17 protein-coding genes and 1 tRNA gene are annotated in these 19,570 nt (G+C 64.9%); 13 read left to right on the top strand and 5 right to left on the bottom strand.

Annotated elements, in window-relative coordinates:
* The first annotated feature begins 271 nt into the window (after window positions 1-271).
* Complete coding sequence (locus A9974_RS23740) at window positions 272-520, top strand: hypothetical protein (protein ID WP_183006667.1); 249 nt, start codon at window positions 272-274, stop codon at window positions 518-520.
* A gap of 251 nt (window positions 521-771) precedes the next feature.
* Here A9974_RS23740 and A9974_RS23745 read toward each other — a convergent pair whose 3' ends face one another.
* Window positions 772-1,119, bottom strand: a complete 348-nt coding sequence (locus A9974_RS23745; protein WP_183006668.1) for a virulence factor — start codon at window positions 1,117-1,119, stop codon at window positions 772-774.
* A 318-nt stretch (window positions 1,120-1,437) separates the two neighbouring features.
* Window positions 1,438-1,941, bottom strand: a complete 504-nt coding sequence (locus tag A9974_RS23750; RefSeq protein ID WP_183006669.1) for a hypothetical protein — start codon at window positions 1,939-1,941, stop codon at window positions 1,438-1,440.
* 190 nt (window positions 1,942-2,131) lie between these two features.
* Between A9974_RS23750 and A9974_RS23755 the strand changes: the two genes are divergently transcribed.
* Both A9974_RS23755 and A9974_RS23760 read left to right on the top strand, forming a co-directional pair.
* Window positions 2,132-2,332, top strand: coding sequence for a hypothetical protein (locus A9974_RS23755; RefSeq protein ID WP_042884660.1), 201 nt, complete (start codon window positions 2,132-2,134; stop codon window positions 2,330-2,332).
* 55 nt (window positions 2,333-2,387) lie between these two features.
* Window positions 2,388-3,587 carry an amidohydrolase family protein gene (locus tag A9974_RS23760; protein WP_183006670.1) on the top strand — a complete coding sequence of 400 codons (1,200 nt, stop codon included), beginning with the start codon at window positions 2,388-2,390 and terminating at the stop codon, window positions 3,585-3,587.
* 7 nt (window positions 3,588-3,594) lie between these two features.
* Here the strand turns inward: A9974_RS23760 and A9974_RS23765 are convergent, their stop codons facing one another.
* Window positions 3,595-4,524 (bottom strand): LysR family transcriptional regulator, encoded by a 930-nt coding sequence (locus A9974_RS23765; protein ID WP_183006671.1) that lies wholly within the window; start codon window positions 4,522-4,524, stop codon window positions 3,595-3,597.
* A 159-nt stretch (window positions 4,525-4,683) separates the two neighbouring features.
* Here A9974_RS23765 and A9974_RS23770 point away from each other — a divergent pair, with 159 nt between their 5' ends.
* The 4 genes from A9974_RS23770 to A9974_RS23785 all read left to right on the top strand — a co-directional run bounded on the left by A9974_RS23770 (window position 4,684) and on the right by A9974_RS23785 (window position 9,916).
* Window positions 4,684-5,811, top strand: coding sequence for a mandelate racemase/muconate lactonizing enzyme family protein (locus A9974_RS23770; protein ID WP_183006672.1), 1,128 nt, complete (start codon window positions 4,684-4,686; stop codon window positions 5,809-5,811).
* A 14-nt stretch (window positions 5,812-5,825) separates the two neighbouring features.
* On the top strand, window positions 5,826-6,734 hold the full coding sequence (locus tag A9974_RS23775) for a dihydrodipicolinate synthase family protein (protein WP_183006673.1): 909 nt from the start codon (window positions 5,826-5,828) through the stop codon (window positions 6,732-6,734).
* Between the two features lie 123 nt (window positions 6,735-6,857).
* On the top strand, window positions 6,858-7,835 hold the full coding sequence (locus tag A9974_RS23780) for a tripartite tricarboxylate transporter substrate binding protein (protein WP_183006674.1): 978 nt from the start codon (window positions 6,858-6,860) through the stop codon (window positions 7,833-7,835).
* Between the two features lie 461 nt (window positions 7,836-8,296).
* A complete protein-coding gene (locus tag A9974_RS23785) occupies window positions 8,297-9,916 on the top strand; it encodes a methyl-accepting chemotaxis protein (protein WP_304503322.1) in 1,620 nt (539 codons plus the stop codon).
* Between the two features lie 43 nt (window positions 9,917-9,959).
* Here the strand turns inward: A9974_RS23785 and A9974_RS23790 are convergent.
* Window positions 9,960-10,050: transfer RNA gene (locus A9974_RS23790), tRNA-Ser, on the bottom strand.
* A gap of 251 nt (window positions 10,051-10,301) precedes the next feature.
* Here A9974_RS23790 and A9974_RS23795 point away from each other — a divergent pair.
* From A9974_RS23795 to yaaA, 3 genes are all read left to right on the top strand, one after another.
* Complete coding sequence (locus tag A9974_RS23795) at window positions 10,302-11,564, top strand: cation:proton antiporter (RefSeq protein ID WP_255468302.1); 1,263 nt, start codon at window positions 10,302-10,304, stop codon at window positions 11,562-11,564.
* Window positions 11,565-11,712: 148 nt separating this feature from the next.
* Window positions 11,713-12,495: a 3-hydroxybutyrate dehydrogenase gene (locus A9974_RS23800; protein WP_183006676.1), complete on the top strand. Its 783-nt coding sequence runs from the start codon at window positions 11,713-11,715 to the stop codon at window positions 12,493-12,495.
* Between the two features lie 13 nt (window positions 12,496-12,508).
* Window positions 12,509-13,279 (top strand): peroxide stress protein YaaA, encoded by a 771-nt coding sequence (yaaA, locus tag A9974_RS23805; protein WP_183006677.1) that lies wholly within the window; start codon window positions 12,509-12,511, stop codon window positions 13,277-13,279.
* Between the two features lie 75 nt (window positions 13,280-13,354).
* Here the strand turns inward: yaaA and A9974_RS23810 are convergent, their stop codons facing one another.
* A complete protein-coding gene (locus A9974_RS23810) occupies window positions 13,355-15,577 on the bottom strand; it encodes an FUSC family membrane protein (protein ID WP_183006678.1) in 2,223 nt (740 codons plus the stop codon).
* Between the two features lie 508 nt (window positions 15,578-16,085).
* Here A9974_RS23810 and A9974_RS23815 point away from each other — a divergent pair.
* The 3 genes from A9974_RS23815 (at window position 16,086) to ilvC (ending at window position 19,449) form a co-directional block, all read left to right on the top strand.
* Window positions 16,086-17,855: an acetolactate synthase 3 catalytic subunit gene (locus A9974_RS23815; RefSeq protein WP_370539681.1), complete on the top strand. Its 1,770-nt coding sequence runs from the start codon at window positions 16,086-16,088 to the stop codon at window positions 17,853-17,855.
* Between the two features lie 10 nt (window positions 17,856-17,865).
* Entirely contained in the window at window positions 17,866-18,357 is a 492-nt protein-coding gene (ilvN, locus tag A9974_RS23820; RefSeq protein WP_006217868.1) for an acetolactate synthase small subunit, read from the top strand.
* Window positions 18,358-18,432: 75 nt separating this feature from the next.
* The gene (ilvC, locus tag A9974_RS23825) at window positions 18,433-19,449 is read left to right on the top strand and encodes a ketol-acid reductoisomerase (protein WP_183006679.1); all 1,017 of its coding nucleotides are present in this window, start codon (window positions 18,433-18,435) and stop codon (window positions 19,447-19,449) included.
* Window positions 19,450-19,570 lie beyond the last annotated feature (121 nt).

Here is a 19,570-nt window from a genome sequence, read left to right on the forward strand (position 1 = left end):
ATAAATAAAAAGCGGAGCCTCGTGCTCCGCTTTTTTATTGCCGCTGGATGGTCGTTTTCAGATGCTATCGGCCAGAAGGGGGATAGGGTGCATACCGACGATTACTTATGATCAAGACATATTCCTGTCGTGTTGGAGGATTATGCTGATGGCGTGAGTGCTTGATTTTGATGTGAGCAATTGTGTATTTTTAATAAAAGGGCCGGATAGTTCCGGCACAATACGCATGCGTTCTACACGCTTCATTCACTTATATAACAAGGAGTTGTCCATGACTTCAAGAATGATTGGAGATTTTCGTGTGAGATGCTCTGTGGCCCAGGATGGCGAACAGGGCTACCGCGTGCAGATATGGACTCGCCGCGTAGGCGGTACCGCACCGGAAAAATGCTGGACTGTGCCGGGACAGGCACCGTTCGCAAGCTTGCACGAAGCAGAACAGGAAAGTCGGCAATTGTTTGAAGAAATCAATGGTGTGCGTTTCAACGGTGAACCGGAGTTTGCTCATGCGTCCGCATAATGGTTGGTGGCGGGCATCGAGCTCGCCGCGTCGCTGGATTGATCTTGTTCAGGAAACGCCGCGTTGGGTTGATGGCAAACCCAGCACGGTGCCGCAGTCCCCGCCCGCCGTCTCGGCTGGCAAACCCGCTCAGGCCCCCGCGGCCTGACACGCTTCCCATGGGACACCGGAAATTGTCCCGCAGGAAAAAAGGCCACTCGCAAGAGTGGCCTTTGGTTTTTGGGGGGCGCCCCATCGGGCGCCGGGCTGGCTTAGCGGTGCCAGCCGTTGTGGTAGCCGCCGCCACGGTAGTAGCCCGGGCCGGGACCGCGGTAGTAGCCGCCGTGACCGCGCCAGTAACCGCCGCCGCGGATGTAGACCGGAGCGGGGTAAACCACTGGCGGGGCTACGTAGACGGGCGCCGGACGGTAATAGACGGGAGGCGGCGGCGCGTAGACCGGAGCCGGCGCCACATAGACCGGGGCCGGGGCGACATAGACCGGAGCCGGGTAGACCACCCCGGGCACGCCGATGGAGATCCCGACGTCCACGCGCGCCAAGGCGACGCTGGAGATCAGCAGACCTGCGGCACCGACACCTGCGATTAGCCATTTTTTCATGTTGCACCTGCCTACTGCGTGACGCAGCAAAGTTATGTATTCGTTGAGGCCATTTTCGGTCTTTTCGGTTCCGCAGGGGTAAGTGGGTCCGCCTCAATAGCGACAATCCGCAACGGTTGCCGCCAGCTCGGGGACGGGCTTGTTGCATCGCGGCAGATCGTGCCCGCTCTGGTAAACCCGCAGTTGAAATCGACTGAAATACGGTGGAATGCGCCGAAGTCGCGAGGGCGGGTTACAGGTGGTCACTATCAGGGGGGCGATTTGATGGCGGGCAAGCAACACCGGTGCGCCTGCCTCAGGCGGGCGCAGGCGGCCGGTTCAGGTTTCATCGGGTTGTTGGCACCGGAACTCGACCACCCATACCCATGGGTTGGCGGCCCAGGCATGGGCCCCGTAGCGTTCGCACCAGGTCAAGGCAAACGCGGTTTGCAGCGGTACCCCCGGCAACAGCGCCGACGAGTGATAGAGCGCCTGCGTGCCTTCGGCGCGGGCATCCGCATCCGACAGTTTTTGCAGCCGCTGAATGCGCACCCCGACAACGACGGCGGTGGTGAACGGTTTGCCGGTTTCGTCCTCGAGAATAATGCTCTCGCCTGATTTGCCGTATGGGCAACTGACCCAGGGAGAGGTCTTGCGCAGTTCGCCCGAGCCTTCCTTGGCCGGCCCCATCGCGACCCATTTTCCGGAGTCCGATGCGTCCGCATACCAGGCGGTGGTGGGCTTGGTGGGCTGAGGTTTGACGATACGGCGGGTCTGTACCTTATACCCGTCCAAAATGGCTTGCTTGAGCGGCTCGCTGAATTGAAGTGCCTGCCTTTTCATACGCCGTTGTTCCCCTCACGATCAACGCTTGCGCGCTAATGATGCTGCGGCCGAGTCGACGCGTGCCAACATGGCGGGCTCGCTGGAGCCTCGCATGAAACAGTATGACGCGTAGCCGTCGTCATGTCAGGCAAAGGGTTAATTGTGTGTCTTTTTGAATACGCCCTGGCGTTGTTTGTATACTCGGTTCATGAACACAGACCTGCATGATCTCAAGCCCGGTTACTACTGGTACACCATGGCCTCCGACCCGCTGGCCGTCATCCATATTCATGAAGACGGCGGCGCCACGCTTATGGGCACTGACTATCGCCTGGGCGCCGAAGGCGTGGCCGACATGATTCGCCAGGGGCAGCGTTTCTTCTGGATCGAACCGCCGCAGCAAGCCTGAGCCGGCGCGGCATTGCCGCCGCCGACCGCCTGCGCTGCGCGTCAAGGACGCCGCCATGACCGACCTGTTGTTAAACAACGTTCGCCTGCCTGATGGCACCGCGGCCGACGTGCTGATAAGCCGCGGCCGCATCGAACGCATCGGCTCCGGCCTGCAAGCGCCCGCCGGCGTGCCGCGAGAGCAGGGCGGCGGCGCGCTGCTCCTGCCCGGCCTGGTGGAGGGGCATACCCATCTGGACAAGACCACCTGGGATTCGCCTTGGTACGTGAACCAGGTGGGGCCGGCGCTGACCGACCGCATCGCCAACGAGCGGGCCTGGCGCGCCGCCAGCGGTCACGATGCCGCCAGCCATTCGCGCGCGTTGGCGTTGGCCTTCCTGCGTGAAGGGACGACTCGCATCCGTAGCCATGTCGACGTCGACACCGATGCCGGACTGCGCCATCTGGAAGGCGTGCACGACACCCGGCAGGCGCTGGCCGGCCTGGTCGAGATCCAGACGGTGGCGTTTCCGCAATCGGGCTTGCTGATCCGGCCCGGCACCACCGGGCTGCTGGACCAGGCGCTGGCGCAGGGCGCCGACGTGCTGGGCGGCCTGGATCCGTCGGCCATCGATCGCGATCCGGCGCAGTCGCTGGACGTGCTGTTCGGCCTGGCCGACAAGCACGGCAAGCCCATCGATATTCATTTGCACGAACCGGGCGATCTCGGCGCGTTCACGCTGGACCTGATCCTGGACCGCACCCAGGCGCTGGATATGCGCGGCCAAGTTGTCGTCAGCCACGCGTTCTGTCTGGGCGGTGTGGACGCCAAGCGCCTGGAAGGCCTGCTCAAGCGCATGGCTGCGCTGGATGTCGCGGTGCTGACCACGGCGCCGCCGTCGCGACCCGTGCCCGCCCTGCGGGCCTGTCGCGAAGCTGGCGTGACGCTCTTCGGCGGCAACGACGGCATCCGTGATACCTGGACACCCTATGGCAGCCCCGACATGCTGGCGCGCGCCATGATGATCGGCCTGCGCAACGACTTGCGCCGCGACGATGAAGTGCAATGGGCGTTTGACTGCGTGAGCATTGACGCGGCCCGTGCCTGCGGTTTCGCGGATTATGGGCTGATGCCTGGCGCGCGTGCCGATCTGGTGCTGGTTGCCGCCAGCGGCATCGCCGAAGCCGTGGCGCAACGCGCGCCGCGCCGCCTGGTGGTGTCCGGCGGCATCGTGGTGGCGCGCGACAGCCAATTGCAGGGCGGCTTGGCGGCGTAGGGTCCGGTCAGGGCTGCCGGGCCTTGCGCGGCGGCCCATCTGTTCTTGTTCTATCCTGGCGGCCTGCCGCCGCCTGGCTCTCCGCCAGTTCCACGAACGCCCGCATCAATTCCGAACGCACGCCGGAACGCGGCCAGAGCGCGCCGACGGTCCGCGACGGGCACGGCGCCGGCAAAGGCCAGCGCTTGACGGGCGCCGGCGATGCGCCGGTGGTGGCCCAGTCGGGCAGCAGCGCCACCCCCAATCCTTCCGACACCAGCTTGGCGATCGAATCGATGCCATCCAGCTCGAACCTGACCTGCGGGCGCAGATTGCGGGCGCGCAGGTAGTCGTCGGCCATGCGGCCGCCCACCACGCTGCGGTCGTAGCGGATATAGGCTTCGCGCGCGATCACGGCCAGTGGATCCTCCACCACCATGTCGATGGGCGTCACCAGCACCAGCGGCTCGCGCCGCAGGTCCCGCCAGACGCAGGACTTGGGCAGGGTGAACATAGGGTGCACCAGCAGCGCGCCGTCCAATTCGCCTGCCAGGACCTTGCTGTAGAGCAGGGTGGTGGGGGCGGGTTCGATATAGATCTCGATGTGGGGATGGCGCGCCGCCCAAGTGCGTAGCACCGGCGGCATGATGCCGGTCAGGGCGGTGGGGGTGGCGCCCAGGCGCAAAGGGCCCGCCGGCAGGTCTGACTCGGTGGCGGCCGAACGCAGGTCGCGCAGATCGCGCAACAGGTTGCGCGCGCGCTCCAGGATGCGGGTGCCGGCTGGCGTGGGCTTGACGGTGCGGCCCGAGCGCGCGATCAGCGCACTGCCCATGTCGGCTTCCAGCGCCCGCAGGCGCTGCTGCACCGTGGCGGGGGTCAGCCCCTGGTGGCGGGCCGCCTGGGCGATGGAGCCCAACTCTACGACATGCACATATGTCTGCAGGAATCTCGAATCCATGGCCTGGCGCTCTGAGAAGGTGTTTTTTTCATATTCTAAAGATGCCTCAAGATAATTGTTTGTTTCTTTGTTGACGGCAAGAATGCGGTTCAGCGTTGCGCCGGCGCAAAGCGCGCCAGCGACGCAACCCGCACTATTTCCGTTATCAGGAGTTCAGCCGTGCCCATCATTGAATCCATCGACGTTTGCGCCGCCGCGGTGCCCTTGGACAAGGTCACTTCGTTTTCGAACCGCACCGTCTCTACCCGCCATTACGGCCTGGTGAAGGTCCGCAGCGCCGATGGCGTGGAAGGCATCGGTTTTTGCTACGTGGGAAGCGCCGGCGGCGCGATCTTCGAGGCGGCGGTCCAGAGCCTGCTGGCGCCGGTGCTGCTGGGCCGCGATTCGCACGCCGTCGAAGGCCTGTGGCAGGCGATGTACCAGGAAGCGCTGCTGCAAGGACGCCAGGGCACGGTGATGCGCGCGCTCAGCGCACTGGACATCGCCCTGTGGGACCTGAATGCCAAGACCGCAGGCCTGCCGTTGCACAAGTTCCTGGGCGCGATGGAGCTGGAATCGGTGCCGGCCTATGCCAGCGGCGGCTACTACCTGGACGGCAAGACGCCGCAGCATCTGGGCGAGGAAATGGCCAGCTACGTCGCCAAGGGCTTCAAGGCCGTCAAGATGAAGACCGGCCGCCTGTCCCCGCGCGAAGAAGAAGCGCGCCTGAAGGCGGCGCGCGAGGCCGTTGGGCCGGACGTCGAGCTGATGATGGACTGCAATAACGCCTGGCAGGACGTCACCCAGGCCATGCAGTACATCCGCCGCTTCGAGCAATACGAACCGTATTTCATCGAAGAGCCGTTCGGGCCGGACGACATCGACAGCCACGCCAAGCTGGCGCGCTTGACGCATCTGCCGATCGCCACCGCTGAAATCGGCTATGGCCGCTGGTATCACAAGGAGCTGCTGGACAAGGGCGCGGCCGGCATCCTGCAGACCGACGCCGCGGTGTGCGGCGGCATCACGGAATGGAAGCGCATCGCCGCGACCGCCGCCAGCTATGGCGTGGTGGTGTGCCCGCACTGGTTCCACGACGTGCACGCGCCGCTGGTGGCCGCCACGCCCAATGCGCGCTATGTTGAGTTTTTCTGGGACGATCAGGTCCTGAATTTCCGCAAGCTGGTGGACCGTCAACTGACCCACAAGCAAGGCCGCGTGGTGCTGCACCAGGAGCCCGGACTGGGATTCGGTTTCGACGAACGCATGGTCGAGCGTTACGGCAAGTGGACCCGCATCGGCCGCTGAACAGGAGAGTCTTCATGAGCACCCAAGCCGCGGACCGGCCGCAAGGCGTGTATTCCCCGGTCCTCACGCCGTTCAACGCGGACCTGTCGCCCAGCGCGCCGCGGTTCGTCGGACATTGCCGCGCGCTGCTGGAGCAGGGCGCGGGGCTGGCGATCTTTGGCACCAACTCGGAAGCCAACTCGCTCAGCGTGGCGGAAAAGCGCCAGATGCTGGATGCGTTGCTGGACGCCGGCCTGCCGGCTGCGCGCATGATGCCGGGCACCGGCGCCTGCGCGTTGCCCGATGCGGTTGAGCTGACCCGCCATGCGGTCAATGCCGGCTGCGGCGGAGTGCTGATGCTGCCGCCGTTCTACTACAAGGGTGTCAGCGACGAGGGCCTGTTCCGCGCCTTCGCGCATGTCATCGAGCAGGTCGCCGACGCGCGCCTGCGCATCTACCTGTATCACATCCCGCCGGTGTCGGGCGTGCCGATCAGCCTGGGGCTGATCGACCGGCTGCTGGGGGCGTTTCCGGGGATCATCGCCGGCATCAAGGACAGCTCAGGGGACTGGGCCAACACCCAGGCCATGCTGCGCGACTTCCAGCCGCGCGGCTTCGACGTGTTCGCTGGCACGGAAACCGTGCTGCTGGACACGATGCGCGCGGGCGGCGCCGGCTGCATCACCGCCACCGGCAACGTCAACGCGGCGCCGATCGTGGCGCTGTACCGGAATTGGCAAGCCCCGGACGCTGAAGACCGGCAACGCGCGCTGAACGACACGCGCGCCATTTTCCAGTCATATCCGATGATCCCGGCCATGAAGGCGGCCATCGCGCAGCGGCGCAATGATCCGGTCTGGATGACGGTGCGGCCGCCGCTGGTGGAACTGACGGCGGCGCAAGCGGCGCAGTTGGCCCAGCGGCTGGCGGCCCCGGCTGTCTGAGCAGGGAGGCAGGACAGGCCGCGGTCGCCCGCCGGTCGCGCATCGCGATGGGCGGGGGGAGGCGGCGGGCAGGGCTTACTTAAACAGTCGCCAGGCATGAACCCGGCGCGCGAGGAGACAAGCATGCAACGTAGGCATTTCATTACCGGCGCCGCGGCGCTGGGGGCGGCGCTCGTTCTGCCGTCGGCCCGGGCGCAGGATCTGCCGCCCGGCCCGGTCAAGATCGTGGTGGGCTTTCCTGCGGGCGGCGGCACGGACGTGCTGGCGCGGCTGCTGGGCCAGAAGTTGGGCGTGATGTGGGGCATTCCGGTGATCGTGGAAAACCGGGCGGGCGCCGCAGGCATCATCGCCGCCGAGCAGGTGGCCCGCCAGCCGGGCGACGGCAACACCTTGCTGATGGCGCACGTGAACAGCCACGGCATCGCGCCGGGCTTGCAACCCAAGCTGGGCTATTCGGCCGAGCGGGATTTCTCGCCCATCGCGCTGGTGGGCAAGACGCCGACCCTGCTGATCGGCGGCGCGGCGCAGCCCGCCAAGACCCTGCCCGATCTGGTGGCGCTGTGCCGCGCCCAGCCGGGCAAGGTCATCTTCGGCTCCGCGGGCAGCGGTTCGGCCCAGCACCTGGCGCTGGAGATCTTCAAGGCGCGCGCCAAGATCGATGTGCTGCACGTGCCCTACAAGGGGTCGGCGCCGTTGATGAATGACCTGATGGGCGGCCATGTGCAGTACTGCTTCGAGGGCATGACCACCGCCACGCCGCTGATCCAGTCGGGCAAGGTCATCGCGCTGGCGCAGACGCTGCAGCAACGTTCCAAGAGCCAACCCAATGTGCCGACCGTGGCCGAGCAGGGCTATTCGGGGTTCGAGGCCAGCATCTGGTTCGGCATGGTCGGTCCGGCCAAGATGCCTGGCGCCATGGTCCAGCGCATGAACCAGGACATCGACCGGGTGCTGGCCATGGCCGACGTGCAGGAAAAGCTGGCGCAGGTCGGAGCCGAAGACGGCGGCGGCAGCGTGCAACGCTTCGCCGATTTCATGCGAGACGAGCAGCGCAAATACGCCAAGACGATTCAAGACGCGAAGATCGTGGCTGAAGGTTGAACGCAAGTCGTGAGGACTGCCCGATCCTGGCGTGGCCGTGATCGGATAGCCGCTATTGCAGGGCGCCTGGATGCGCGCAGTCGATGAATGAGGCGGCCAACCCGGCCGCTTTTTTTTGCGCGCCGTCAACGCGCGGGAAGACCGGCGCGGGCACGATTGGCGTTCGTCGGCCGGAGCAGGCGACGCAAACAGGGGAACTTCCGTCAAATAGTTCTGCATTTCGCGGGATGTCGGCCAAATCCGGACTGCTAGCATCCTCTGGACCCTCGCGAGAACCCTCGATATCGAATTCTCCGGCGGCATTTTCCTTGATGCATGATGACTACTATTTAGGGGCGGACCATCCAGGGCTTGCGGGCATCTGGCCGACATTGGCGGCGCACTTTCATGCGATGCCATTGCAACCGCCGGAATGCGCCTTCAATCCTGCCTGGGTGGCAGCTGGAGGCAGTATGAATAATATGAAGCTCGGAACCCGCCTGGCGGGTGGATTTGCCGTCTTGCTGGCCATGATCATCACGATGTGCATCGTGGGTCTGGTCAGCCTGGCCAATATCAACGCATCGGTCGAAACCGTCACGCAGCGGCTGCTGATCAAAGAGCGCCTGATCAGCGATTGGGCCCGCAACATTCAGACCGGGGTGACGCGAACCACGGCGATCGCCAAGAGCGCCGACGCCAGCCTGGCCGGCTTCTTCACGGAAGAGGCCGCCACGTCCACGCGCAACTCCTCGGCGTTGCAGCAAAAGATCGAGCCGCTCATCGAAAGCATCGAAGAGCGGCAGCTGTGGGAAGGCATCGGAAAATCGCGGGCGGAGTACCTGCGCACGCGCGATGACATCTTCAAGGCCAAGCAGGACGGCAATGCGGAGGCCGCCAACAAGATCTTCACGCAGGAATTCCTGCCAGCCACGCGCCAGTTCATCGACCAGATCACGAAATTGTCCAACCTGCAGCGCGCGGAAATCGACGCGCAAGGCGCCGAGATCGAAAGCGCCTACCGCACGGCCAATTTCTGGATGATCGTCATCGGATCCATCGCGGTCGTGAGCGGCCTGCTGCTGGCGGTTCTGCTGACGCGCGGCATCACCCGGCCGCTGTCGCAGGCGGTGCGCGTGGCGCGCACCGTCGCCGCCAACGATCTGACCAGCACCATCATCGCGACCTCGCGCGACGAGATCGGCCAGTTGATGCAGGCGCTGCAATCCATGAACGCGAATCTGGTCGACACCGTCGCCAGGATCCGCACGGGCGTGGACAGCATCGCGTCCGCCTCGGGCGAGATCGCGGCAGGCAATACCGATTTGTCTTCCCGCACCGAACAGCAGGCCGCCTCGTTGGAAGAGACCGCCGCGTCCATGGAAGAGCTGTCCTCCACCGTGAAGCAAAACGCCGATAGCGCCAAGCAGGCGAACCAGCTTGCCGCGGCGGCTTCGGACACCGCGTCGCGGGGCGGCGCCACCGTATCCGAGGTCGTGAGCACGATGAGCGCGATTTCGGCCAGTTCCGTCAAGATCGCCGATATCGTTTCCGTGATCGATGGCATTGCCTTCCAGACCAATATCCTGGCCTTGAACGCCGCGGTGGAGGCGGCGCGCGCAGGCGAGCAGGGCAAGGGCTTCGCCGTGGTCGCGGCCGAGGTGCGCACGCTGGCGCAGCGCAGCGCGCAGGCGGCCAAGGAAATCAAAGTCCTGATCGAGGACACCGTGTCGAAGATCCGCCAGGGATCGGGCAGCGCGGAGCGTGCCGGCACGACGATGCAGGACATCGTCAGTTCGGTGCAGCGCGTGACCGACATCATGGGCGAGATCGCCGCGGCATCCGCCGAGCAGGCGGACGGCATCGAGCAGGTCAACCGCGCCGTATCCCAGATGGACGAGGTCACGCAGCAGAACGCGGCACTGGTGGAAGAGGCCGCGGCGGCAGCAGGCTCCATGCAGGACCAGGCCGCCGACCTCACCCGGGCCGTCAGCGCGTTCAAGCTGCCGGGCGGCAGTCACGAAGCGGGCCGGCCGGTCCTGGCCGCTGCCGGGTCAGCCGCCTCTGCAGCGGGCGGGGCGCTGCGCATCGCGGCGTATTGAAAAGAAAAAGGCCAATCCCGAGGGATTGGCCTTTTTGGAATACTGGCGGAGAGGGTGGGATTCGAACCCACGGTACGGGGATACCGTACGCCTGATTTCGAGTCAGGTACATTCGACCACTCTGCCACCTCTCCGTGGCTGGATTCCGCAGCGGTGTCCGGTCTTGCGCAAATGGGGTTTAGGCCATCAGCGCTTTTCCTTTCACTATCAGATCCCTGGTCGGAAGAATCTGCGTTGTCGGAGCAGCGAAGCCCGCAATTCTACAGCAAAAAAAATATTTGTGTAAAGCCCCCCGGTTTCGGCGGCTACAGAGAGTTTCATCGGCTTTCGCCGCGGGCATTCTTTGCGCAGAATCGGGCTATCTCGACCCCGCCGCCTTGCCCAGATGAACCTGATCCTCATCCTGTTGCTCGCCGCCGTCCTGTGCGTGCCCCTGACCCAGCGGTTGGGGCTGGGCGCCATCCCGGGTTATCTGCTGGCCGGGGTGCTGGTGGGGCCGTCGTGCCTGAAGCTGGTGACCGATGTGGGTGACATGGTCAACGTGTCGCAGTGGGGCGTGGTGATGATGCTGTTCATCATCGGCCTGGAACTGGCGCCCAAGCGCCTTTGGGCGATGCGCCGCGAGGTGTTCGCGCTGGGATCGCTGCAGATGCTGGCTTGCGGACTGCTGCTGGGTCTGGTGTTCGGCGCAGCCTTGCGCCATATGGCGGGCATGGAGTGGCAGGCGGCGGTGCTGTGTGGCCTGTCGCTGGCGCTGTCGTCGACCGCCGTGGCCCTGCGCCTGCTCGATGAGCGCCAGTTGACGCGCACCCCGATGGGGCGGTCAGCGCTGGGCGTGCTGCTGTTCCAGGACATGGCGGCGATCCCGATGCTGGTCGCGGCCGGGCTGCTGGGCGCAGGCGGCGCAGCGGAGCCGTCCTTCAAGGAAGCGTTGATCGCGGTGGCTGTCGTGGCGGCCGCCTACCGCCTGCGTCTACTGGGCTGGGCGGCCAAGGCCCAACTGAACGAACTGTTCACGGCGGCCGCGCTGCTCATGGTGATTGGCACCGCCCAACTGTTCGACCATGCCGGGCTGTCGGCCGGTTTGGGAGGATTCCTGGTGGGCGTTCTGATGGCGGAATCGCGCTATCGCGACGAGTTGGAAAAGGCCATCGATCCCTTCAAAGGGCTACTGCTGGGCCTGTTCTTCGTGGCGATCGGCATGTCTGTGAACCTGCATGTGGTGGCCGAGCACTGGAAGTTCATTCTGGCGGGCGTGACGGCGCTGCTGGCCGTGAAGGCGGCGGTACTGTACGGCTTTGCCCGCTTTCTGGGGCTGCCGCGTTATCACCGGCTGCTGTTTGCCATGGTGCTGGCGCAGGGCGGCGAATTCAGTTTCGCGATTTTCAACGAGGCCTGGGACAACCACCTGATGGACCTGGGCCAGCGCGATGTCCTGGCCGTAGTGGTGGCGATATCGATGGGCGTGGTGCCCATTCTGATCAAGCTGCTCGAGCGGGTGCCCGAGCGTTTGGGCGGCATGGCGGATTTGCCTGTGGTGTTGCCCGCAGCCGAATCCGAGCCTGGCCCGCCGCCTGCCGTCGTCCAGCCGGCTGCGGCTGGACGGCGGCAGGCGGTATCCTCTCACTCGGACAAGCCCGGCGCTTGACCCCGCGGCCCGTGGGGACATGGCATGATTGCCGCCTCGCCGGGCAGCTACACTTGACGCTGTTTTTTCAGCCGTGTTTCGCCCGCGGTGCCGGCCAGCGTGATCCGGCCGACGCCCGCATTCCGCGCCCAGCCACAGGAGAACATCAATGCTCAAAGGAAAAGTCGCAGTCGTCACCGGTTCCACCAGCGGGATCGGCCTGGGTATCGCCACGGCCCTGGCCCAGCAAGGCGCCGATATCGTCCTGAATGGGTTTGGCGACGCCGCCGAGATCGAAAAGCTGCGCGCCAGCCTGGCCGCCCAGCATGGCGTGAAGGTGCTGTACGACGGCGCGGACCTGTCCAAGGGCGATGCCGTGCGCGGCCTGATCGACAATACGGTTCGCCAGACGGGCCGCATCGACATCCTGGTGAACAACGCCGGCATCCAGCACACCGCGCTGATCGAGGATTTTCCCGCCGACAAGTGGGACGCCATCCTGGCGCTGAACCTGTCGGCCGTGTTCCACGGCACCGCCGCGGCCCTGCCGCACATGAAAAAGCAAGGCTTTGGCCGCATCATCAACATCGCGTCGGCGCACGGCCTGGTGGCCTCGGCCAACAAATCGGCCTACGTGGCCGCCAAGCATGGGGTGGTGGGCTTCACTAAGGTGACGGCCCTGGAAACCGCCGGCCAGGGCATCACCGCCAACGCCATCTGCCCGGGCTGGGTGCGTACGCCGCTGGTTGAAAAACAGATCTCGGCGCTGGCCGAAAAGAACGGCGTGGATCAGGAAACCGCCGCCCGCGAACTGCTCAGCGAAAAACAGCCGTCGTTGCAGTTCGTCACGCCCGAGCAGCTGGGCGGCACGGCCGTCTTCCTGGCGTCCGATGCCGCCGCGCAAATCACTGGAACGACCGTCTCCGTCGATGGCGGATGGACGGCGCGCTGATAAAGGAACCTGAATGCTGTTTCTGCTTTCCCCCGCCAAAAAGCTGGACTACGACTCGCCCGTTCACGTCGAGACCCACACCCAGCCCTTGTTCGTGGATCAGGCCGCCGGCCTGATCAAGGTGCTCAAGACCAAGAGCGCGGACGATATCTCCGAGCTGATGAGCTTGAGCCCGGCCCTGTCGGAGCTCAATGTGCAGCGCTACGCCCACTGGAAGCGCACGTTCACGCAGGCGAATTCGCGCCAGGCGGTGCTGGCCTTCAATGGCGATGTCTACGAAGGGCTGGACGCCTCGTCCCTGTCGGCCAAGCAGCTGGATTGGGCGCAGGAACACGTGGCCATCCTGAGCGGCTTGTACGGCGTGCTGCGGCCACTGGATCTGATGCAGCCGTACCGCCTGGAAATGGGCACGCGGCTGGCAACGCCCAAGGGCAAGAACCTGTACGAGTACTGGGGCAGCGGCATCGCCGACTACCTGAACGAGCGCCAGGCCGGGCAGAAAGCGCCGGTGATCGTCAACCTGGCGTCCGAAGAGTATTTCAAGTCGGTCGACCTGAAGGCGCTCAAGGCCCGCGTGGTGCAGTGCGTGTTCCAGGACTGGAAGAACGGCGCCTGGAAGATCATCAGCTTCCACGCCAAACGTGCCCGCGGCTTGATGGCGCGCTACGCTATCCAGCACAAAGTCGCCAAGCCGGAAGGCCTGCATGGTTTTGACCTGGAAGGCTACAAGTTCGACGCCTCGGCTTCCGCCGAGGACAAGCTGGTGTTTCGCCGCAAGGTCTGAGCGGCGCGCCACCAGGTTAAAAAACGCCGGCCTCGCAAGAGGCCGGCGTTTTGCTTTTGGCGGGTCAAGGCGGCTTCAGGCCGGGGCAGCCACGGGCGGCGCGTGCTGCGGATCCGCCAGGGCATGCAATTCCTGGCGGATCATGTGGGCGGCCTTCAGCATTTGCTTGACCGGATACACCAGCGCCGCCTGTTCGCCTTCGGTGTCGAACTGGGTGGGCAGGTTGGCCGGCGCCTGGGTGCGGTTCTCGTCAAGCAGGTCGACCATGCCGGTCAGCGCCTGTTGCACGGCGGCGGGCGTGGCGGGCAGGGCGGCCAGGATGGGGATCGCCGCCGTGATCTGCGAGGCCAGCACATGGTTCTGGATCAGCAGGTTGTTCAGTTCGGGCACGCTCACCTGGTGCGATTTGGGTTCGCTCATCATGCGGTAGAAGGCTTCAGCGAAATTGCTGAACGAAATGTGCACGTTCTTGCGCGCCAGCCGCCAGGCCAGGTCGGCGTCAGTGACCGCCGGGGTCTCGTCGGCGGCGGCCCCCACCGGCGCGCCGTTGGCCTGCATGGCTTCGACGTAGCGCAGGCCGGCCATCAGGTATTCACGATTGGCGCGGGTGGCGGCCGCGGCCAGCGGCTTGAGGTAGCGCGCTTCCCACCAGGGCAGGATGTAGCTGCAGACCAACGCCAGCGCGCAGCCCAGCAGCGTGTCGATGGCGCGCTCGCCGATCACCGCCATGGACACCGTGCCGGGCGAGACGAAGTGGAACACCAGCACCACGAACAAGGTGTTGAAGATGGCGCTGGCCATGTAGTTCAGCTGCACCAGGCTGTTGCCCATGATGCAGGCGCCCAGTAGCACCGCGAACAGCAATTCCGCCCGGTCGGTCACGTTGAACAGCAGCAGCGCGCAGATGCAGCCGATCAGTGTGCCCATCAGGCGCCAGCCATTGCGCTGGCGGGTCAGCGCGAAGCCCGGCTTCATGATGATGACGATGGTCAGCATGATCCAGTAGTTGTGCGCCGAGAACGCCGGCGACAGCCAGCGGCTGGCCAGCGTCATGGCGATGGCGGCGGCCGCCGTCACGCGCAGCGCGTAGCGAAAGTGCGGCGAATCCAGCCGCAGGTTGCTGGTCAGCAGCCCGAAGCGGAATTCCTGGCGCGAGATGAAGCGGGTCAGCGACTTGTTGATGCGCAGCACGTCGGTGGGCTTGGCATGCGGCGAGGCCGCGGTGTGGTCGGCCAGGCGGTCGACGATGCGCGCGGAATTGCGCAGGCGCCGCAGCACCTGCACGATCAGCGCCAGCATCTCGGGTTCGCGCTCGCCCAGGCCCTGCTGCTTGAGCTGTTCGATTTCGTATTCGATGGCGCGCAGCTCGGCCTTGGCGCTGCTGCGGTACTGCACCTTGCGTCCGCGCGAGACGTCCAGCGCGATGCGGTTCAACTCCAGCGACATCTTCACCAGCGCGTCGCGCATGAACATCAGGCAGTCGTTGCCGGCCAGCGTGCGGCGCAGGGCGGCGTAATCGGTATGGGTGGCCACCAGCGTGTCCAGCAACTGCAGCATGTCCACGAACATGTTCCAGATCATCACGCGCTGGCGGTCGCCGAGGCCCTTGCCGCGGGGCAGGGCGCGCAGCACCATGTCGCGCGCCGCCTGGTGCTTTTCGGTCATGACCGACTGGCGCTGGATCAGGTTGCGGTAGGCCTCGTCCAGGTCGGCGGTCTCGTCGTAGAAGGCCGCGCGCGCGGCCACGTAATCGGCGGTGGCGAACAGCGCCACCGACATCGCCTGCTGTTCTTCGCGCAGCCAGAACAGCCGCGAGAACAGCAGGCTGAAGGCAACGTAGAACAACGCCCCGCCCAGCGTGGCGGCGGCATGCGCCAGGACCTCGTGCGGTTCCAGCGGGGAATGCATGGTCAGGGTCATCAGCAAGAGGCCGGCAAAGCCGATCAGGCCGCCGCGCTTGCCGAACACCGTGAACATGGAATAGACGAAGCACTGCGCGATCACCACCAGCCAGATCAGCACGGGGTGGGTCGACGCCAGCCCGGTGATGATGACGGTCAGCGTGCCCAGCGCCGCGCCGCCCAGCATCTCGTTGGTGCGGTGCCGCTGCGGCCCGCCGGGCTGGTCGATGATGGCCAGGCACTGCGCGCCGAAGGTGGCGACCAGGCCGGTGGTGTAGTGGCCGAACAGCCCGCCCAGCACCAGCACCGGCAACAGCATCCCCACCCCCTGGCGCACCCCGCCGAAGAAGTAGTGGCTGTAGAGGAAGCGGCGAATGCTGGCAATGCGCAGATCCATGGGGCGGGGCTCGGCAGCGGAAGACGAAACAAGTATATAGATCCGCATCAGGAACCGTTCTTTTCCCGAGGGAAAAGCGCTCCCCTTTGGGGGCAGCAAGCGCGCGAGGCGTGTGCCCGCGTCGGGGCGTTCTATTTGGGGGTCAGATGGTTGCGGGGTGTGCCTGCAACCTTCTCGCAACGGTCCGAAATACGCCGATTTGCTACCTTTGCCGCAACGCGGTAAATTGCTCCACTTGCGCCGGTCTGCCTATCCGAAACCGGTGCGTTGAGGCAGATGGCCAGGGTCACCTCCCAGCCATCTCGCAGCAGTTACACCTGCCGTTGGCCGCGCCACAAGCGTGTGTTGCCAAGGCTTCCATTTCGACCTCCAGCGTCCCCCAGGGGCGTTTGCACTGCGTTCTGTCGAGCGTGTGCCGGGTCGGCAAGGTGTCCGGGTGGCGTGGCTCCGTGAGCCGCTAAGCGCCGGATCATGTTGTCGTAGCCGGTATGGGTTCCGTTGCCGCCGTATCCGGGCGAGCAGCAGTCAGGGTTGCAGGGCCGGTACTGAAAGGAAATACAACATGGAACTGAATGGCGCCGATATCGTCGTGCGCTGCCTGGCCGATGAGGGCGTGGAACACGTTTTCGGCTATCCCGGCGGCGCGGTGCTTTACATCTACGACGCGATCTTCAAGCAAGACAAATTTCAGCATATCCTGGTTCGTCACGAGCAAGCCGCCGTGCACGCCGCCGATGCCTATTCGCGCTCGTCGCAAAAGGTCGGCGTCTGCCTGGTGACCAGCGGACCGGGCGTGACCAATGCCGTCACCGGCATCGCCACCGCCTACATGGATTCCATCCCCATGGTCATCATCAGCGGGCAAGTGCCCACTGCGGCCATCGGCGAGGACGCCTTCCAGGAATGCGACACCGTCGGCATCACCCGTCCCTGCGTCAAGCACAACTTCCTGGTGCGTGACGTCAAGGACCTGGCCGAAACCATGCGCCGCGCGTTCTACATCGCGCGCACCGGCCGTCCGGGCCCGGTGCTGGTGGATATCCCCAAGGACATCACCGTCGCGCAGTGCAAGTACACCCCGCCCAAGGGCGAGATCTCGATGCGTTCCTACGCGCCCGTCAACAAGGGCCACCAGGGGCAGATCAAGAAAGCCGTGCAGATGCTGCTGGCCGCCGAGCGGCCGATGATCTACACCGGCGGCGGGGTCATCCTGTCGAACGCCGCGCCCGAGCTGAACAAGCTCGTGTCGCAGCTGGGCGCGCCCTGCACCAGCACCCTGATGGGCCTGGGCGGCTACCCCGCCAGCAGCGGCCAGTTCGTGGGCATGCCCGGCATGCACGGCACGTACGAGGCCAACATGGCGATGCAGCACTGCGACGTGCTGCTGGCCATCGGCGCCCGCTTCGACGACCGCGTGATCGGCAACCCCAAGCATTTCGCCCAGAACGCCCGCAAGATCATCCATATCGATATCGACCCGTCGTCGATTTCCAAGCGCGTGCGCGTGGACGTCCCGATCGTCGGCAACGTCAAGGATGTGCTGGCCGACCTGAGCGCCCAGTACGAGGTCGCCGCCGCCGAGCACAAGCCCGCGTCCATCACCAAGTGGTGGGAGCAGGTCGAGACCTGGCGCGGCAAGGAATGCCTGAAGTTCGCCAACTCGGACGAAGTCATCAAGCCGCAGTACGTGGTGGAAAAGCTCTGGGAAGTGACCGGCGGCGACGCCTTCGTCACGTCCGACGTGGGCCAGCACCAGATGTGGGCGGCGCAGTACTACAAGTTCGACAAGCCGCGCCGCTGGATCAACTCCGGCGGCCTGGGCACGATGGGCGTGGGCCTGCCGTACGCCATGGGCGTGCAGATGGCCAATCCGGGGCATGACATCGCCGTCATCACCGGCGAAGCGTCGATCCAGATGAACATCCAGGAACTGTCGACCTGCGCCCAGTACCGCCTGACGCCCAAGATCGTCTGCCTGAACAACCGCTTCCTGGGCATGGTCCGGCAGTGGCAGCAGATCGACTACGGCTCGCGCTACTCCGAGTCGTACATGGATTCGCTGCCCGACTTCGTCAAGGTGGCCGAGGCCTATGGCCACGTGGGTCTGCGCATCGAGCGTCCGGCGGATGTCGAGCCGGCGCTGCGCGAAGCCTTCAAGAAGCACAAGGACCGCCTGGTCTTCCTGGACTTCATCACCGACCGCACCGAAAACGTGTGGCCGATGGTCAAGGCCGGGCGCGGGCTGACCGAAATGCTGCTTGGCTCTGAAGACCTGTAAGGAGGCCACCATGAAGCACGTGATTTCCGTCCTCCTCGAGAACGAACCCGGCGCGCTGTCGCGCGTGGTGGGCCTGTTTTCGGCGCGGGGCTACAACATCGAGACCCTGACCGTGGCGCCCACCGAGGATGCCACGCTGTCGCGCATGACCATCGTCACGACCGGTTCGGATGAAGTCATCGAGCAGATCACCAAGCACCTGAATCGCCTGGTGGACGTGGTCAAGGTCGTGGACCTGACCGAAGGCGCGCACATCGAGCGCGAGCTGATGCTCGTGAAGGTGCGCGCGGTCGGCAAGGAACGCGAGGAAATGAAGCGCATGGCCGATATCTTCCGCGGCCGCATCATTGACGTGACCGACAAGTCCTACACCATCGAATTGACCGGGGTGCAGGAAAAAGTACAGGCCTTCCTGGAAGCCCTGGACCGCAGTGCCATCCTTGAAACCGTACGCACCGGCGTGTCCGGCATCGGCCGCGGTGAACGGATTTTGAAGATTTGACCGGCCTTCCAGGCCACGCCGCACCCTACATCTGAACCCATCGAATATCCAAATACTGGAATCTGGAGCACAAACATGAAAGTTTTCTACGACAAAGACTGCGATCTCTCCCTCATCAAGGGCAAGACTGTTGCCATCATCGGCTACGGTTCGCAAGGCCACGCGCACGCGCAGAACCTGCATGAATCGGGCGTGAAGGTCGTCGTCGGCCTGCGCAAGGGCGGCGCCTCGTGGAACAAGGCCGCCAACGCCGGCCTGGAAGTCAAGGAAGTCGCTGACGCCGTCAAGTCGGCCGACATCGTCATGATGCTGCTGCCCGACGAGAACATTGCTTCGGTCTACAACAAGGAAGTGCACGCCAACATCAAGGCGGGCGCCGCGCTGGCCTTCGCCCACGGCTTCAACGTCCACTACGGCCAGGTCGTGCCGCGTGAAGACATCGACGTCATCATGATCGCCCCGAAGGCCCCCGGCCACACGGTGCGCAACACGTACAAGCAAGGTGGCGGCGTGCCCCACCTGGTGGCCGTGTACCAGGACAAGTCGGGCGCCGCGCGTGACGTGGCCCTGTCGTACGCCAGCGCCAACGGCGGCGGCCGTGCCGGCATCATCGAAACCAACTTCCGCGAAGAAACCGAAACCGACCTGTTCGGCGAACAGGCCGTGCTGTGCGGCGGTACCGTCGAACTGATCAAGGCTGGTTTCGATACGCTGGTGGACGCCGGCTACGCGCCCGAAATGGCGTACTTCGAGTGCCTGCACGAACTGAAGCTGATCGTCGACCTGATCTACGAAGGCGGCATCGCCAACATGAACTACTCGATCTCGAACAACGCCGAGTTCGGCGAGTACGAAACGGGTCCGAAGATCGTTACCGACGAAACCCGCAAGGCCATGCGCCAGTGCCTGACGGACATCCAGAACGGTGAATACGCCAAGCGTTTCATCCTGGAAAACGCCGCCGGCGCTCCGACGCTGACCTCGCGCCGCCGCATCAACGCGGAATCGCAGATCGAGCAAGTGGGCGGCAAGCTGCGCGCCATGATGCCCTGGATCGCCGCCAACAAGCTGGTGGACAAGTCCAAGAACTGATCCTGGCACAGCGCGGGGCCTGGCCCCGCGCCCACGGGTCGAAGCGGCATGCCTGCGAGGGCATGCCGCTTTTATTTTCAGGACAGGGTGCTTATTGAGGCGGGCACGGCCCTTGCTGCGG

This window comes from Achromobacter sp. UMC71 (genome assembly GCF_014170305.1).
Classification (GTDB): Bacteria; Pseudomonadota; Gammaproteobacteria; order Burkholderiales; family Burkholderiaceae_B; genus Achromobacter.

Coding starts and splice junctions, on each gene's coding strand:
- A9974_RS23740 (WP_183006667.1), top strand. CDS start 272: ATGACTTCAAGAATGATTGGAGATTTTCGTGTGAGATGCTCTGTGGCC.
- A9974_RS23745 (WP_183006668.1), bottom strand. CDS start 1,119: ATGAAAAAATGGCTAATCGCAGGTGTCGGTGCCGCAGGTCTGCTGATC.
- A9974_RS23750 (WP_183006669.1), bottom strand. CDS start 1,941: ATGAAAAGGCAGGCACTTCAATTCAGCGAGCCGCTCAAGCAAGCCATT.
- A9974_RS23755 (WP_042884660.1), top strand. CDS start 2,132: ATGAACACAGACCTGCATGATCTCAAGCCCGGTTACTACTGGTACACC.
- A9974_RS23760 (WP_183006670.1), top strand. CDS start 2,388: ATGACCGACCTGTTGTTAAACAACGTTCGCCTGCCTGATGGCACCGCG.
- A9974_RS23765 (WP_183006671.1), bottom strand. CDS start 4,524: ATGGATTCGAGATTCCTGCAGACATATGTGCATGTCGTAGAGTTGGGC.
- A9974_RS23775 (WP_183006673.1), top strand. CDS start 5,826: ATGAGCACCCAAGCCGCGGACCGGCCGCAAGGCGTGTATTCCCCGGTC.
- A9974_RS23780 (WP_183006674.1), top strand. CDS start 6,858: ATGCAACGTAGGCATTTCATTACCGGCGCCGCGGCGCTGGGGGCGGCG.
- A9974_RS23785 (WP_304503322.1), top strand. CDS start 8,297: ATGAAGCTCGGAACCCGCCTGGCGGGTGGATTTGCCGTCTTGCTGGCC.
- A9974_RS23795 (WP_255468302.1), top strand. CDS start 10,302: ATGAACCTGATCCTCATCCTGTTGCTCGCCGCCGTCCTGTGCGTGCCC.
- A9974_RS23800 (WP_183006676.1), top strand. CDS start 11,713: ATGCTCAAAGGAAAAGTCGCAGTCGTCACCGGTTCCACCAGCGGGATC.
- yaaA (WP_183006677.1), top strand. CDS start 12,509: ATGCTGTTTCTGCTTTCCCCCGCCAAAAAGCTGGACTACGACTCGCCC.
- A9974_RS23810 (WP_183006678.1), bottom strand. CDS start 15,577: ATGGATCTGCGCATTGCCAGCATTCGCCGCTTCCTCTACAGCCACTAC.
- ilvN (WP_006217868.1), top strand. CDS start 17,866: ATGAAGCACGTGATTTCCGTCCTCCTCGAGAACGAACCCGGCGCGCTG.
- ilvC (WP_183006679.1), top strand. CDS start 18,433: ATGAAAGTTTTCTACGACAAAGACTGCGATCTCTCCCTCATCAAGGGC.